This window comes from Pseudomonas sp. IT-P2 (assembly GCF_949767575.1).
Classification (GTDB): domain Bacteria; phylum Pseudomonadota; class Gammaproteobacteria; order Pseudomonadales; family Pseudomonadaceae; genus Aquipseudomonas; species Aquipseudomonas pharyngis.
This window is the reverse complement of sequence record NZ_CATKQA010000002.1, coordinates 103,140-116,493: the sequence shown is the minus strand read 5'-3', so window position 1 is coordinate 116,493 and position 13,354 is coordinate 103,140. Positions and strand designations below refer to the sequence as shown.

Sequence of the window (13,354 nt, the reverse complement as noted above, 5' to 3'; positions counted from 1 at the left end):
CGTCTGCGGCCGTTCTGCAGATGTTTCTGCGCCCTGATTGTGTGATCCATCACCACGCCTGCCCTTGCGCCGAGTTTCCAGCACCAGACCGGCGCGGGGTAAAGATACAACTGACGCTCCGGGCGCCCGGGATCTTCTCGTCTAGGCTGAATCGAACGACTTCAGCCCAACCGGAGGCCACTCATGCAACTCGAAGGCTCCTGCCACTGCGGCGCGGTTTCATTCACCCTCGACAGCGCCCACCCCTACCCTTATCAGCGCTGCTACTGCTCGATCTGCCGCAAGACCCAGGGCGGTGGCGGCTATGCGATCAATCTCGGCGGCGACGCGGCCAGCCTCACGGTGCGCGGACGCAAACACATCACGATCTACCACGCGAAAATGAAAGACGAAGGCGATGCCCGCGCCCGCCGCAGCAGCGCCGAACGGCACTTCTGCTCGTTGTGCGGCAGCGGACTGTGGCTGTTCAGCCCGGAATGGCCGGAGCTGATCCACCCGTTCGCCTCGGCCATCGACACGCCGTTGCCGGTGCCGCCGGAACATACCCACCTGATGCTCGGTTCGAAGGCACCGTGGGTCGAAGTGCAGGCGAGCAAGAAGGATCAACAATTCGAGGTCTATCCCGAAGAGTCCATCGCCCAGTGGCACGAACGGCTGGGACTGAGCCGATAACCGCCTTCACAGTCTTTGACAGTTTCCCGACAAAGCTGCCAAAGATTGCCGGCCGCCCCCTCACTAGCATGGGCGCATCCAATCTTCCCTCGGGTGCCCCATGCCGGTTTCGTTACGCACACTTTCGCTGTCCCTGACTTCCCTCTGCCTGCTGCTGCCGGGCGATTCGTTGCGTGCCGAAGACTGGCACGCCACCCTGCGTGCCGGGGCGGCCAGTGCGCCGCGTTACAGCGGCAGTGATGAACGGGTGGTGGCGCCGTTGGTGGGGGTCGAAATCGTCAGCCCTTATGGTGTGTTTCTCGACAGCAGCCGAGGCCTCGGCTGGGGCTTCGACGAAGAGGATTTCGGCCTCAGCGTCTACGTCGGCGCCAGCGACGTGCGCAAGGATCGCAAGACCGGATTCAAAGGCTCGGACGAGCTCAACGGCATGGGTTCGATCAAGTCGCGCCCGGTGATCGGGCTCGACGGGACCTATCACATGGGCCCGATCATTCTCGGCGCGAGTTTCGAGCATGCGCTGGAAAAGGACGACGATGACCACGACACCGGCTCGTCGTGGAACCGCCTCAAGCTGAGCATCAGCGCGCCGTTCTACGAAGGCCGTTACGGCAAGGTTACCGGCGGCCTCAACAGCCAGTTCGGCGACAGCAACTACATGCGCACCTGGTACGGCGTCAGCGACACCCAGGCCTCGCGCAGCCAGTTCCGGGCCTACAACGCCCGAGGTGGCCTGGTCAGTCGCGGTGCGGATCTGACCTGGTCGTTGCCGCTGGATGAGCAATGGAGCGTATCGACCGTTCTGGCGGTGCAGTACCTGAGCCACGAAGCGGCCGACAGCCCGATTGTCGAGCGCCGGTTGCAGACCTCGTTGGCCGGGCAAGTGGTCTACAGCTTCTGATCGCGCTCAGAACAGCTCGCTGAACGGGATGAAGCGCAGCGGATCACCGACCCGCAAGGTGCTGTTCTCGGGAATTTCCACCAGCCCGTCAGCCCAGGTCGCGCCGAGCAGCACCCCGGAACTCTGGTTCGGATACAGCGCCGCCTGACCGCCCTCCAGACGCACGCGCAGGTATTCGCGACGGCTGCCGGGTTTCGGCCAATCGAAGCCGGCGTTGACCGTGAAGCTCAGCGGCATCACCTCTTCCACGCCTTGAATGCGCAGCAGGTACGGGCGCGCCAGCAGGCCGAAGGTCACCAGCGCCGAGGTCGGATTGCCCGGCAGGCCGATCACCGGCACCGAGCCAAAATGGCCGACCGTCAGCGGTTTACCGGGTTTGATCGCGAGTTTCCACAGCAGCGGTTTGCCGTTGTCGCGCAGCACCTGGCCGAGAAAATCGGCGTCACCGGCAGACACGCCGCCGGTGGTCAGAATCAGATCGGCCGCCACTTGCAACTGCTCAAGCTTGAGTCGGGTCTGCGCCGGGCGATCAGGCAGAATCCCGGCGTCGATCACTTCGCAACCCAGTTCCCGCAACCAGTGGTCGAGCAAGGTGCGGTTGCTGTTGTAGATGCTGCCAGGACGCAGCGGCTGACCCGGCTCCACCAGCTCATCACCGGTCGACAGCAACGCCACGCGCGGACGACGCACCACCGGCAAATGGGTCATGCCCTGCCCTGCGGCGACGGCCAGCTCGAACGGGCCGAGGCGTTTGCCGGCGCGCAGCAAGGTGTCGCCGACGCGGTTCTCCTGGCCCTGGGGACGGATGTTCTGGCCGACCTTCAGCGGTTGCAGGAAATGTACGCGGCCGTCTTCAAGCACCTCGACGTTTTCCTGCATCTCCACGCAATTGGCGCCCATGGGCAACGGCGCACCGGTGAAAATCCGTGCGCAGGTGCCGGAGAGCAAGGCGTCCGGCGCCATCCCGGCGTAGACCCGCTGTGACACGCTCAACGGCTGGCGATGCAGGTCGGCAAGGTTCAAGGCATAACCGTCCATGGCGCTGTTCGGCCACGGCGGCAGGTCGAGGGTAGCGACCAGATCGCTGGCCAGCACTCGCTCGCGAGCCTCATTGAGCGGCACCGATTCACTGTCCGGCAGACGTTGTTCATTGGCCATGGCCAGCAGTTGGTCGAGGGCGTCCTCGACCGGCATCAACCCGGGCTTGCTCATCCGCGCGGCCCGCAGGCTTGCACCGGCTTGAGGTGCGGAACGAAGTTGCACGGGCGATGACGGTTATCCAGTTGTTCGGCGAGGATGCCTTCCCACGCGGTGCGGCAGGCGCCGGTGGAGCCCGGCAGGCAGCACACCAGCGTGCCGTTGGACAGGCCGGCCAGCGCGCGGCTTTGTACGGTCGAGGTGCCGATGTCGAGAATCGAGATGGCGCGGAACAGCTCGCCAAAGCCGTCGATCTGCTTGTCCAGCAGGCAAGCCACGGCTTCCGGAGTGCTGTCGCGACCGGTGAAACCAGTGCCACCGGTGATCAGCACCACTTGAATGCCGTCGTCGGCGATCCACTGCGCGACCTGGGCGCGGATCTTGTACAGGTCGTCCTTGAGCAGGTTGCGTTCACTCAAGGTGTGGCCGGCCTCCAGCAGGCGGCTGACCAGCAACTGGCCGGAGGTGTCGCTGGCGTAATCGCGGGTATCGCTGACCGTCAGCACGGCAATATTCAGGGGAACGAACAAGGCATCCGATTTCACACTCATGGCACTCTCCGGCCGTCGTCAATTCAGTGGGTGACGAGCCTAAGTGCCGCTTGTGAGAGCTGTCTAATCACTCTGGCCAACCACACTATCGACCTGCTCTATCGGTGATTTTTTTCAGCCCCTCGACCACTGTCCGGCCCAATGAAACCGGGCGTCATCGAAATCCTCGATAGGCTCTTAGACACTGCCGATTGGACGAAAAAAACCATCAATGGGATCGTCGTTCCCTGCGCTTTCCGTGCGCTGTACGCATCTGCGTCAATACTCAATCAAAGTTCCTTATCGAGCAGGTGCCGTCGTGGACATCAAACAACTCAAGTTCCTGATCGCGCTGGACGAAACCCGCCACTTCGGCCAGGCCGCCGCGCGCTGCCACATCACCCAGCCGACCCTGTCGATGCGCCTGCGCAATCTGGAAGACGAGCTGGATCTGGTGCTGGTCAATCGCGGCCAGCGCTTCGAAGGTTTCACCCAGGCCGGCGAGCGCGTCCTCGCCTGGGCCCGCACGTTGCTGGCCGCTCACGACGGGCTGTTTGCCGAAGCGGCGGCCTGCCGGGGGCAACTGGTGGGTAGCCTGCGCCTGGGGCTGGTGCCGCTGAGCAACTTCAATCCGGTGAATTACATTCAGGGTTTGTCCGGGACTTATCCGGAGCTGAAGTACAGCCTGTCGTCGCTGAGTTCGGACGAGATCATCGAAGGCCTGGGCAACAATCAGCTGGATCTGGGCGTGTGTTATCTGGACCACGTCAACCCGAACTATTTCGAGTTCTTCGAGATCGGCGAAACCCGCGTCGGCCTGCTCTACGACACCCGCCACTTCCATTTCGAAGGCCCGGAAATGAGCTGGGAAGACGCCGCCGAACTGCCGCTGGGGATGATCACTACCGGCATGCACTACCGCAAATCCATCGACCTGAGTTTCCGCAGTCGCGGGTTGAATCCGCAGCCGATCCTGGAAAGCGACTCGACCTATCAACTGCTGCAGGCGATTCACCAGGGCTTCTGCTGCTCGATCATGCCGCTGGACAGCGGGCTGGAAGAGCCGATCGAACATCTGGCTTTCATTAACCTGCCGGATGCCAGCGTGCTCGCGCCGCTGGGGCTGGTGATGCGCAAGACCGAACCGCGCTCGGCGATTGCCGAGAAGTGTTTTGCCGAGGCGCGCAAGATGTTCGGGATCGAGGCGCCTGCCGTTTAACCCTCCCCAAGTTGCCTGAAACGTTGCACTTCGGTGCAACGACTTCAGGTGCGCCTGCGGTCATCGACCAATCCAATCACTGCATCGGAACAAGCGATTGGACGCACTTTTCCCTGCCCCGTAGCCTGAACCCACTTCAGCGCTTCGTGGGACTTTCAAGATGCTGTGCCAAGTTGAACAACTCATCGAACCGGGCGACGCCAACGCCCCCGCGCCACAACCGGCGCAAGTGGCCTACCGCGAATACCTCGACGACGCGCCGGTGTCCCACGCGGCGCTGGCGGCGGAAATCGCCCTGGCCATCAGCTACAACGGCCTGAATCAGGCGGTGATGATGGTCTCTCCAGGCAACATCGAGGACTTCATTCGCGGGTTCAGCCTGAGCAACGCCATCGTCGACCGCCTCGACGATATCCACGACATTCGCCTGACCCATTTCGACCAGGCCTGCCAGGCCGACGTGCAGATTTCCAGCCGCGCGTTCTGGGCCCTGAAGGATCACCGGCGGCAGATGGCAGGCACCAGCGGTTGCGGCCTCTGCGGCGTGGAAGCCCTTGAGCAGGCGCTGCCGCAACTGGAGATCCTGACCCCGACACCCTTGCCACCTTCCGCACATTTCGAGGGGATCCGCCAACGCATCGAACAGGCCCAGCAACTGGCCCGCAGCAGCGGCGCCCTGCACGCGGCGTTGTACTTCGACGCCGACGGCCAAGCGTTGCTGTGCCGCGAAGACATCGGCCGCCACAACGCCCTCGACAAGCTGATCGGCGCCCTGCAATTCGAAGGTCTCGATGCGCGTCAGGGCTTCGTCGTGGTCACCAGCCGTTGCAGCCTCGAACTGATTCACAAAGCCGTGCGCGCCCGCCTCGGCACCCTCGTCAGCCTGTCTGCCCCCACCGCGCTGACCGTGCGCTGGGCGCTCAAGCACCGCTTGAACCTGATCCACGTCCCGCACCGCAACGCCCCGCGAATCTACAGCCCGATCCAGGAGCCCACCGCATGAGCAACACCCTCACCCACCTCGACGATCAGGGTCGCGCCAACATGGTCGACGTCAGCGACAAAGCCGCCACCCGCCGCGAAGCCACCGCGCAAGCCTGGGTGCAGATGCGTCCGGAAACCCTGCAAATGATCCAGTCCAACGGCCACCCCAAGGGCGATGTGTTCGCCGTGGCGCGGATCGCCGGGATTCAGGCGGCCAAGCGCACTCATGAGTTGATTCCACTGTGTCATGCGCTGCTGCTCAGCTCGATCCACGTCGAGCTCAAAGCCTGCGAACCGGACCGCGTACAGATCACCAGCACCTGCCGCCTCACCGGCCAGACCGGCGTCGAACTCGAGGCCCTGACCGCCGCCAGCGTCGCCGCACTGACGATCTACGACATGTGCAAGGCGGTGGACCGGGCGATGGTCATCGGCGACATCCGCCTGCTGAGCAAACAGGGCGGCCGCTCCGGCCACTTTCAATGGGAGAACCCGCAATGATTCTGATCAACTACTTCGCCAGCTACCGTGACCGGCTCAATCTGGGCGGTGAAAAGATCCCGGCCAGCGACACCCTCGCTTGTGTCGAGGATGTACGACAGATGCTGATGCAGCGCGGCGATGTCTGGCGTGAAGTGCTCGGCGCCGGCAACCTGATGTGCGCGGTGAATCAGGAGCTGTGTCAGCCGGATCAGGCAATCGAGGATTTCGACGAGATCGCGTTTTTCCCGCCAGTCACGGGGGGTTGAGGCATGGGTGTTCGAGTCCAGCGTAAAAGCTTCGATGTCGGTCAGTTGATTGCGGATTTACATGCGCGCAATCCACGGGTCGGCGCGGTGGTTAATTTCATTGGTTATGTGCGGGATCTGAACGTCGGGCAGTCGGTGACCGAGCTGTTTCTGGAGCACTATCCGGGCATGACCGAAAAGGCTCTGGAGCAGATCGCCGAACAGGCCCGCGAGCGGTGGCCGCTATTGGCGGTGGAGATTGTGCATCGGGTCGGTGCGTTGTCGGTGACCGAACCGATCGTGTTCGTTGGCGTCAGCAGCAAGCATCGGCATGCGGCGTTCGAGGCCTGTGCGTTCATCATGGATGTGCTGAAAACGCGTGCGCCGTTCTGGAAGCGTGAGACTACCCAGGAGGGTTCGCAATGGGTCGAGGCTCGGGAGAGTGATCAGAATGCGGCGTTTCGCTGGAGTCTGGCGCATGCCTGAAGACCGAAAGCCCTCACCCTGGCCCTCTCCCAGAGGGAGAGGGAACCGACCCGGGGATATTGCAGTACTACGCCGACCTGAACCTATAGCGTTGAATCCGGATGCCGGTCTGAACGCATAGGACTGAATCCGAATGCCAGTCTGAGGGCAGTTTGCCGAATCCGAATACTGAACTGAACGCATAGTGTTGAATCCGGATGCCCGTCTGAGGGCGGTGTGCTGAATCCATAATCGACTCGATTCTTCAGGTCGATGTATGACGCAAGACACCTCGGTCGGCCCCCTCTCCCTCCGGGAGAGGGCTGGGGTGAGGGCTGCAATCTCGATACCACTCCTTAACAAAAGCCTGATTAGATAGCCGCTCCACCACAACTCGACTCAGGAGCCACACTTGAGCCAAACGCCAAAAGACTTGCCCCGTCCTCAACCCATCACCCTGCGCCAGGCCTGGCCGTTCTGGCTCAAACTCGGCTGCATCGGCTTCGGCGGCCCCGCCGGGCAGATCGCGATCATGCATCAGGAACTGGTGGAGCGCCGGCGCTGGATCTCGGAGCGACGTTTCCTGCATGCGCTCAACTACTGCATGTTGCTGCCAGGCCCCGAGGCCCAACAACTGGCGACTTACATCGGCTGGCTGCTGCACCGAACCCCTGGCGGCATATTGGCCGGAGTGCTGTTTGTATTGCCTTCGCTGCTGATTCTGATCGCTCTGTCGTGGGTCTACATCGCGCTCGGCGATGTGCCGGCGGTAGCCGGGGTGTTTTACGGAATCAAACCGGCGGTGACCGCGATTGTGTTGCACGCGGCCCATCGCATCGGTTCGCGAGCGTTGAAGAACAGTTGGTTATGGGCGATCGCCGGGGCAGCGTTCGTGGCGATTTTTGCCTTCAACCTGCCGTTCCCGCTGATCGTGCTCGGCGCGGCATTGATCGGTTATTTCGGCGGACGCTGGGCGCCGCAGCGGTTCAGCAACGGCGGCCATCGCGGCGGCGAAAAATCCTTCGGCCCGGCGCTGATCGATGACGACACACCGCCGCCCGAACATGCGCGGTTCAACTTGCCGAGGCTGCTGCGTCTGGCGCTGATCGGTACGCTGCTGTGGTGCCTGCCGATGGCGTTGCTGACCGCGTTGTTCGGCTGGGACGGCACCTTCACGCAGATGGGCTGGTTCTTCACCAAAGCGGCGCTGCTGACATTCGGCGGTGCTTATGCCGTGCTGCCCTACGTGTATCAGGGCGCGGTCGGACATTACGGCTGGCTGACGCCAACGCAGATGATCGACGGCCTGGCCCTGGGCGAAACCACGCCGGGGCCACTGATCATGGTCGTGGCGTTTGTCGGGTTCGTCGGCGCTTACGTGCAACCGACGTTCGGTCCGGAACACGCGTTCGCCGCCGGAGCCTTGGCCGCGACGCTGGTGACCTGGTTCACCTTCCTGCCCTCGTTCCTGTTCATCCTCGCCGGCGGGCCATTGGTGGAGTCGACCCACAACGAATTGAAGTTCACCGCGCCGCTGACCGCGATCACGGCGGCGGTGGTCGGGGTGATCCTCAATCTGGCGTGTTTCTTTGCTTACCACGTGTTCTGGCCCGCCGGTTTTACCGGTCAGCCCGATGTGTTCTCGATCGTGCTGGCCCTCATGGCCGCCCTCGCCCTGTTCTTTTTCAAGCGCGGCGTGATCGAGGTGTTGATCGTTTGCGCCCTCGTCGGGCTGGGGTTTTACCTGCTGCGCTGAACCGGGGTGCACGCCAACGCCTGCGGAAACAGGCGTTTACTTATCCGGGGATTCCCCCTTACTATCCAGCCACACCGGCATGGCGGGACGCTCCCGCCGCCGACGTTTTCCGCCAACGGAAACACGCGTCATGAGCACGTCACTCCAACAATCAGAATCGTTGAACGTCTCTGCACTGCGCGCCCTTCTTCACAGGGGCCGCGCATGAATCGCATCGTCAATCTCCCCATGGCCCTGAGCCGTTCCAAGCTGCGTCACTCCGCACGCCCGCCGGATATCTGCCTGCCCGTCTGATCGCGCCGGTAAAAATCGCGACAGCTCCCCCTCTTTTTTCGATATCCCTGCCAGGACGCCCGCGCCTTTTGCCGAGCTGCGTCCGGCCCGAATCTGCGCGCCTGTGCGGCGCCATCGTGAGTGATTGATTATGAAATTCGCAGCCATTGAAGACGCCCGTCATTTTCTCGAGCAGAACCCCGACATCGACATGATCGAGCTGTTCATCCTCGACGCCAACGGCGTGCCGCGCGGCAAGCTGTTGCACCGCGAAGAACTGCTCGCCGTGTACGAAAGCGGTCGCCCGCTGCCGAGCACCATCCTCGGTCTGACTGTGCATGGCGAAGACGTGGAAAACTCAGGCCTGGTGTGGGACGTCGGTGATATCGACTGCCGCGCCTACCCGCTGGAAGGCAGTCTGGTGCGCCTGCCGTGGCGGCAGATTCCGACTGCGGCGGTGCAGGTCAGCATGCACCCGGAACAAGGCATGCCGGCGAGCATTGCCGACCCGCGCCATCTGTTGATCAAGGTCATCGACCGCTTGAAAGCCGAGGGTTACCACCCGGTCATGGCCTGCGAGCTGGAGTTCTATCTGCTCGACGCCAAACGCGATCACAACGGTCGTCCGCAACCGGCGCTGGATGCCGACGGTGGGCGACCGCGACACACGCAGGTCTACGGTTTGCGTGAGCTGGAGCAGATCGAACCGTTCCTTGCCGACCTCTACAGCGCCTGCAAACTGCACGGCATTCCGGCGCGCACGGCTATCTCGGAATACGCGCCGGGCCAGGTGGAAATCACCCTCGAACACGGCGATGCGCTGGAAGCAATGGACCAGGCCGTGCGCTACAAACGGCTGGTCAAAGCCGTAGCGCACAAGCACGGGATGCAGGCGACGTTCATGGCCAAACCGTTCGATCACCTGGCCGGCACCGGCATGCACATGCACGTCAGCCTCGCCGATGCCGAGGGGCGCAATCTGTTCGCCTCCGAGGATCCGGCCGGCACCCCGCTGTTGCGCACGGCGATTGGCGGGATGCTCGCCTCCCTGCTCGATTCGCTGCTGCTGTTCTGTCCGAACGCCAACTCCTACCGCCGTTTCCAGGCCAACAGCTACGCACCGCTGGCACCGACCTGGGGCGTCGACAACCGCACCGTCAGCCTGCGCGTGCCCGGCGGCCCGGCCAACACCCGACACATCGAACACCGCATCTGCGGCGCCGATGCCAACCCCTATCTGGCAGCGGCAGCGATCCTGGCGGGCATTCATCGCGGGATAAAAGAAGACATCGATCCGGGTGAACCGGTGGAAGGCAACGGTTACGCGCAGGCGAAAGAATTGCTGCCGACCGACTGGCTGACCTCGCTTACGGCGCTGGAGAATTCGGCGTGGGCGCGGGATGCGCTGGGGCAGGAGTTTCTCGGGGTCTATCTGGCAGTGAAACGTGCGGAATACCGGCAGTTCATGGCCGAAGTGGGTGAGCAGGACTGGCGCTGGTACCTCACAGAGGCCTGACGCCTCCCACTGAACCCTGTGGGAGCCAGCCTGCTGGCGATAGCGGTGTGTCCTTCACCATCCATGTGTCTGACAGGCCCTCATCGCCATCAGGCTGGCTCCCACAAGGATTGCACTCTGCCTCCCGAATTTTGTGTGGACACTGAAATGACTCAACGCAGCAATTCCTACTACACCGCGACCCTCAACCGCGACACCGACTACCCGACCCTGCGAGGCCGGCACCAGGTCGATGTGGTGATCATCGGCGGAGGCTTCACCGGCGTCGCCACCGCCGTCGAACTGGCCGAAAAAGGCCTGAAAGTCGCCATCGTCGAAAGCCACAAGATCGGCTGGGGCGCCACCGGGCGCAATGGTGGGCAGGTCACCGGCAGCCTGTCCGGCGACGGCGCGATGCGCAAACAGATGCGCAATACATTGGGCGATGAGGTCGATGATTTCATCTGGCACCTGCGCTGGCGCGGCCACGAAATCATCAAGCAACGGGTCGAGAAATACACGATCGATTGCGACCTCAAGCACGGCCACTTGCACGCCGCCTACAAGCCGAGCCACATGGCCGGTTTGCGCAGCGACTACGACGAAGCCGTGCGCCGAGGCATGGGCGATGAGGTCAGTCTGCTCGACCGCAGCCAGGTGCGCGATCTGCTGCAAAGTGAGCTCTACCACGGCGCCATCAAGAACACCCGCAACATGCACCTGCACCCACTCAACCTGTGCATCGGCGAAGCGCGGGCGGCGCAAAGCCTCGGCGCGCAGATCTTCGAAAACAGCGAAGTGCTGGAGATCATTCACGGCGACAGCCCTGGCGTGCGCACCGCCCACGGCCGGATCGACGCCAATCAGGTGCTGCTGGCCGGCGACGTCTACCACAAACTCGAGCCGGGCCAGCTCAAGGGCAAGATCTTCCCGGCCATGGGCGGCATCGTCACCACCGAACCATTGGGCGATCTGGCCAAACAGATCAACCCTGAAGACCTCGCCGTCTACGACTGCCGCTTCGTCCTTGATTACTACCGCCTCACCGCCGACGGGCGCCTGCTGTTCGGCGGCGGCGCCAACTACAGCGGCAAGGACTCACGAGACATCGCCGGCGAACTGCGGCCGTGCATCGAACAGACTTTCCCGGCGCTCAAAGGGGTGAAGATCGATTACCAGTGGAGCTGCGCGATGGGCATCGTCATCAACCGCATCCCGCAACTGGGCAAGCTTTCGGACAACGTCTGGTATTGCCAGGGTTACTCCGGCCACGGCATCGCCACGACCCACATCATGGGCGAGATCATGAGCCGGGCGATCACCGGGCAGATGCAGCAGTTCGACACGTTTGCCGCGTGCTCGCACATTCGCGTGCCGATGGGCGATCTGCTGGGGAATCCGATGTTGGCGGCGGGCATGTGGTACTACCAGATGCTGGAAAAACTGCGCTGATCGAACAGGCCCCATCGCCAGTGATGGGGCCTTTTTTGCCGCAAAACCTCAGTCAGGCAACTGCTCCACCTCAATCCCCAACCGCCGGTAGTCCTCAATATTCCCCGACGCCACATGCCGCTCGGTGATCAGCGTGTGCAAGCGCTCGCACGGCGCCACCACAAACGGCTCCACCGCACCGAGCTTGTCCGCCGTGGTCACGGCAATCACCCGCGCCGCACAGTCGAGCAGCGCCTGCTTGACCGGCACTTCATCGAAATGCAGCGAGGTGATGCCCACCTCCGGATGAATCGCGCAGACCCCGGTGATCGCCAGATCCGCCTTGATCCCCGACAGCAGACGCAACGCCTCGTGACCGCCAGCAGACAGGGTTTTCGGATTCAACTGCCCGCCTGCCAGAATCACCTTGATGCCCGGGTATTCGGACAACGCGATCGCCGTCATCGGTGAGGCCGTGACCGCCGTGAGGCTGATGTCCCTGGGCAACGACCGCGCCACCTGCAACGAGGTGGAACCGGAATCGAACATCACCGTCTGCCCGTTGCGCACCTGCTGCGCCGCCAACTGCGCCAGACGAATCTTCACCTCGTCGATCTCATCCAGCCGGGTGAAGTAATCCTTGCCGGTGTCCTTGGGCCTCGGCAGCGCGCCGCCGTACACTCGCTGCACCAGTCCGGCGTTGTCCAGCTCGGCGAGATCGCGGCGGATGGTGTCTTCGGACACCGCAAAATGCTGGCTCAACTCGGACGCCATGACCTTGCCGTCACGTTCGAGGATCAGAAGGATTTTCTGCCGACGCAGGGACGGAAGCTCGGAAGCGGAATGATCGTGCATGGTTTTGCCTGTTTGTGCCTTTAATTGCAGGTTTGCGCGAGCTTAGCCAAGCAAACCGGCAAACACAACGCCGGTATCAATGGCTTCGATCATTGGAATCACGAAGCCGAATTTTTTCTTTTGACCCGCCCCCGGCAGAATGGCCCCACTTTCAAAAGGACCAGGATGAACACCCCATGAACCTCAATTTCGCTTTCGCCTGCATGGTCGTCGTATCGTTTGCCATCGCGCTCGTGCACGCCTGATCAAAATCAAGGCTCACTTGGCGATCATTCCACCACCCGCGCCTTGCGCACGAACAACGCATGCACCTTGTCCCAGAAGTTGCCGCCCAGCACGAAGAAGCTGCCGATGAACATCAAGTCGCCGAGCGCCTGCAACTGCCAGAGATTGGGCCGCACGCCCGGAAAGAAGTTATCGAAATACGGCTCCAGGAATGACGACAGCAGCGGCAGGCAGAACATCACCACGCCGATCTTGTGGCGCAGCGGGCTGACTTCGGCCACCGGGGTCGGAATCACGCCGGAAATATAGTGGCCGATCGTGCGCTTGAGTTCGGCGAACCCGGCCTTGCCCATCACCGCGATCACCAGCAGCAACAGCACTTTATTACTGATGAACAGCACCCCGGTCAGCGCCGCGACTTTCGAGCCCGGCACGTCGAGGGCGGCGGCAATCGGCACCATCAGCCACGAACCGAGCATCAGGCAGATGATTGCCACGCCGACCTTGAAACGCCAGCTGGCGCTGGTGGGGGCAAGCGGTTCTTGAGCAGTGTCCATGGCTTCCTACCTTTTTATCCGGGGCGGGGTTCGGTGGCGTTCGCCTGAAAAAGCGTAGCAGCTGATTGC

General features: G+C 62.6%; 14 protein-coding genes. 10 read left to right on the top strand and 4 right to left on the bottom strand.

The window, feature by feature from the left end; translation table 11 throughout:
* The first annotated feature begins 183 nt into the window (after positions 1-183).
* Together ACM6JM_RS01650 and ACM6JM_RS01645 are read left to right on the top strand one after the other, a co-directional pair.
* The gene (locus ACM6JM_RS01650) at positions 184-672 is read left to right on the top strand and encodes a GFA family protein (RefSeq protein ID WP_414881209.1); all 489 of its coding nucleotides are present in this window, start codon (positions 184-186) and stop codon (positions 670-672) included.
* Positions 673-772: 100 nt separating this feature from the next.
* Positions 773-1,570 (top strand): MipA/OmpV family protein, encoded by a 798-nt coding sequence (locus ACM6JM_RS01645; protein WP_080770647.1) that lies wholly within the window; start codon positions 773-775, stop codon positions 1,568-1,570.
* Positions 1,571-1,576: 6 nt separating this feature from the next.
* Here ACM6JM_RS01645 and glp read toward each other — a convergent pair whose 3' ends face one another.
* Both glp and moaB read right to left on the bottom strand, forming a co-directional pair.
* Entirely contained in the window at positions 1,577-2,782 is a 1,206-nt protein-coding gene (gene glp, locus ACM6JM_RS01640; protein WP_414881208.1) for a gephyrin-like molybdotransferase Glp, read from the bottom strand.
* A complete protein-coding gene (gene moaB / locus ACM6JM_RS01635; RefSeq protein ID WP_039770868.1) occupies positions 2,779-3,318 on the bottom strand; it encodes a molybdenum cofactor biosynthesis protein B in 540 nt (179 codons plus the stop codon). Before moaB ends, glp begins: the two co-directional genes overlap by 4 nt.
* 298 nt (positions 3,319-3,616) lie before the next feature.
* On the opposite strand from moaB, the gene ACM6JM_RS01630 reads away from it, so the two are divergent.
* The 8 genes from ACM6JM_RS01630 to ACM6JM_RS01595 all read left to right on the top strand — a co-directional run bounded on the left by ACM6JM_RS01630 (position 3,617) and on the right by ACM6JM_RS01595 (position 11,669).
* Positions 3,617-4,516: a LysR family transcriptional regulator gene (locus ACM6JM_RS01630; protein ID WP_039770870.1), complete on the top strand. Its 900-nt coding sequence runs from the start codon at positions 3,617-3,619 to the stop codon at positions 4,514-4,516.
* A gap of 160 nt (positions 4,517-4,676) precedes the next feature.
* A complete protein-coding gene (gene fdhD / locus ACM6JM_RS01625; protein ID WP_414881207.1) occupies positions 4,677-5,519 on the top strand; it encodes a formate dehydrogenase accessory sulfurtransferase FdhD in 843 nt (280 codons plus the stop codon).
* Positions 5,516-6,001 carry a cyclic pyranopterin monophosphate synthase MoaC gene (moaC, locus tag ACM6JM_RS01620; protein ID WP_039770876.1) on the top strand — a complete coding sequence of 162 codons (486 nt, stop codon included), beginning with the start codon at positions 5,516-5,518 and terminating at the stop codon, positions 5,999-6,001. The genes fdhD and moaC overlap by 4 nt, the downstream gene beginning before the upstream one ends.
* Positions 5,998-6,249, top strand: coding sequence for a MoaD/ThiS family protein (locus ACM6JM_RS01615; protein WP_007957033.1), 252 nt, complete (start codon positions 5,998-6,000; stop codon positions 6,247-6,249). Before moaC ends, ACM6JM_RS01615 begins: the two co-directional genes overlap by 4 nt.
* Positions 6,250-6,252: 3 nt before the next feature.
* Positions 6,253-6,714, top strand: a complete 462-nt coding sequence (gene moaE, locus ACM6JM_RS01610) for a molybdopterin synthase catalytic subunit MoaE (RefSeq protein WP_285414341.1) — start codon at positions 6,253-6,255, stop codon at positions 6,712-6,714.
* Positions 6,715-7,105: 391 nt separating this feature from the next.
* Entirely contained in the window at positions 7,106-8,449 is a 1,344-nt protein-coding gene (gene chrA / locus ACM6JM_RS01605) for a chromate efflux transporter (RefSeq protein WP_414881206.1), read from the top strand.
* A gap of 424 nt (positions 8,450-8,873) precedes the next feature.
* Positions 8,874-10,238, top strand: a complete 1,365-nt coding sequence (locus tag ACM6JM_RS01600; protein WP_103386505.1) for a glutamine synthetase family protein — start codon at positions 8,874-8,876, stop codon at positions 10,236-10,238.
* A 147-nt stretch (positions 10,239-10,385) separates the two neighbouring features.
* Positions 10,386-11,669 (top strand): NAD(P)/FAD-dependent oxidoreductase, encoded by a 1,284-nt coding sequence (locus ACM6JM_RS01595; RefSeq protein ID WP_039770885.1) that lies wholly within the window; start codon positions 10,386-10,388, stop codon positions 11,667-11,669.
* 48 nt (positions 11,670-11,717) lie between these two features.
* Here ACM6JM_RS01595 and ACM6JM_RS01590 read toward each other — a convergent pair whose 3' ends face one another.
* Positions 11,718-12,503, bottom strand: a complete 786-nt coding sequence (locus ACM6JM_RS01590) for a DeoR/GlpR family DNA-binding transcription regulator (RefSeq protein WP_414881205.1) — start codon at positions 12,501-12,503, stop codon at positions 11,718-11,720.
* A 269-nt stretch (positions 12,504-12,772) separates the two neighbouring features.
* Positions 12,773-13,285 carry a transporter suffix domain-containing protein gene (locus tag ACM6JM_RS01585; protein WP_414881204.1) on the bottom strand — a complete coding sequence of 171 codons (513 nt, stop codon included), beginning with the start codon at positions 13,283-13,285 and terminating at the stop codon, positions 12,773-12,775.
* Positions 13,286-13,354 lie beyond the last annotated feature (69 nt).

Excerpts from the sequence above, each read along its gene's own strand:
- ACM6JM_RS01650 (WP_414881209.1), top strand. The coding sequence starts at position 184 with ATGCAACTCGAAGGCTCCTGCCACTGCGGCGCGGTTTCATTCACCCTC.
- ACM6JM_RS01645 (WP_080770647.1), top strand. The coding sequence starts at position 773 with ATGCCGGTTTCGTTACGCACACTTTCGCTGTCCCTGACTTCCCTCTGC.
- glp (WP_414881208.1), bottom strand. The coding sequence starts at position 2,782 with ATGAGCAAGCCCGGGTTGATGCCGGTCGAGGACGCCCTCGACCAACTG.
- moaB (WP_039770868.1), bottom strand. The coding sequence starts at position 3,318 with ATGAGTGTGAAATCGGATGCCTTGTTCGTTCCCCTGAATATTGCCGTG.
- fdhD (WP_414881207.1), top strand. The coding sequence starts at position 4,677 with ATGCTGTGCCAAGTTGAACAACTCATCGAACCGGGCGACGCCAACGCC.
- moaC (WP_039770876.1), top strand. The coding sequence starts at position 5,516 with ATGAGCAACACCCTCACCCACCTCGACGATCAGGGTCGCGCCAACATG.
- ACM6JM_RS01615 (WP_007957033.1), top strand. The coding sequence starts at position 5,998 with ATGATTCTGATCAACTACTTCGCCAGCTACCGTGACCGGCTCAATCTG.
- moaE (WP_285414341.1), top strand. The coding sequence starts at position 6,253 with ATGGGTGTTCGAGTCCAGCGTAAAAGCTTCGATGTCGGTCAGTTGATT.
- ACM6JM_RS01600 (WP_103386505.1), top strand. The coding sequence starts at position 8,874 with ATGAAATTCGCAGCCATTGAAGACGCCCGTCATTTTCTCGAGCAGAAC.
- ACM6JM_RS01595 (WP_039770885.1), top strand. The coding sequence starts at position 10,386 with ATGACTCAACGCAGCAATTCCTACTACACCGCGACCCTCAACCGCGAC.
- ACM6JM_RS01590 (WP_414881205.1), bottom strand. The coding sequence starts at position 12,503 with ATGCACGATCATTCCGCTTCCGAGCTTCCGTCCCTGCGTCGGCAGAAA.
- ACM6JM_RS01585 (WP_414881204.1), bottom strand. The coding sequence starts at position 13,285 with ATGGACACTGCTCAAGAACCGCTTGCCCCCACCAGCGCCAGCTGGCGT.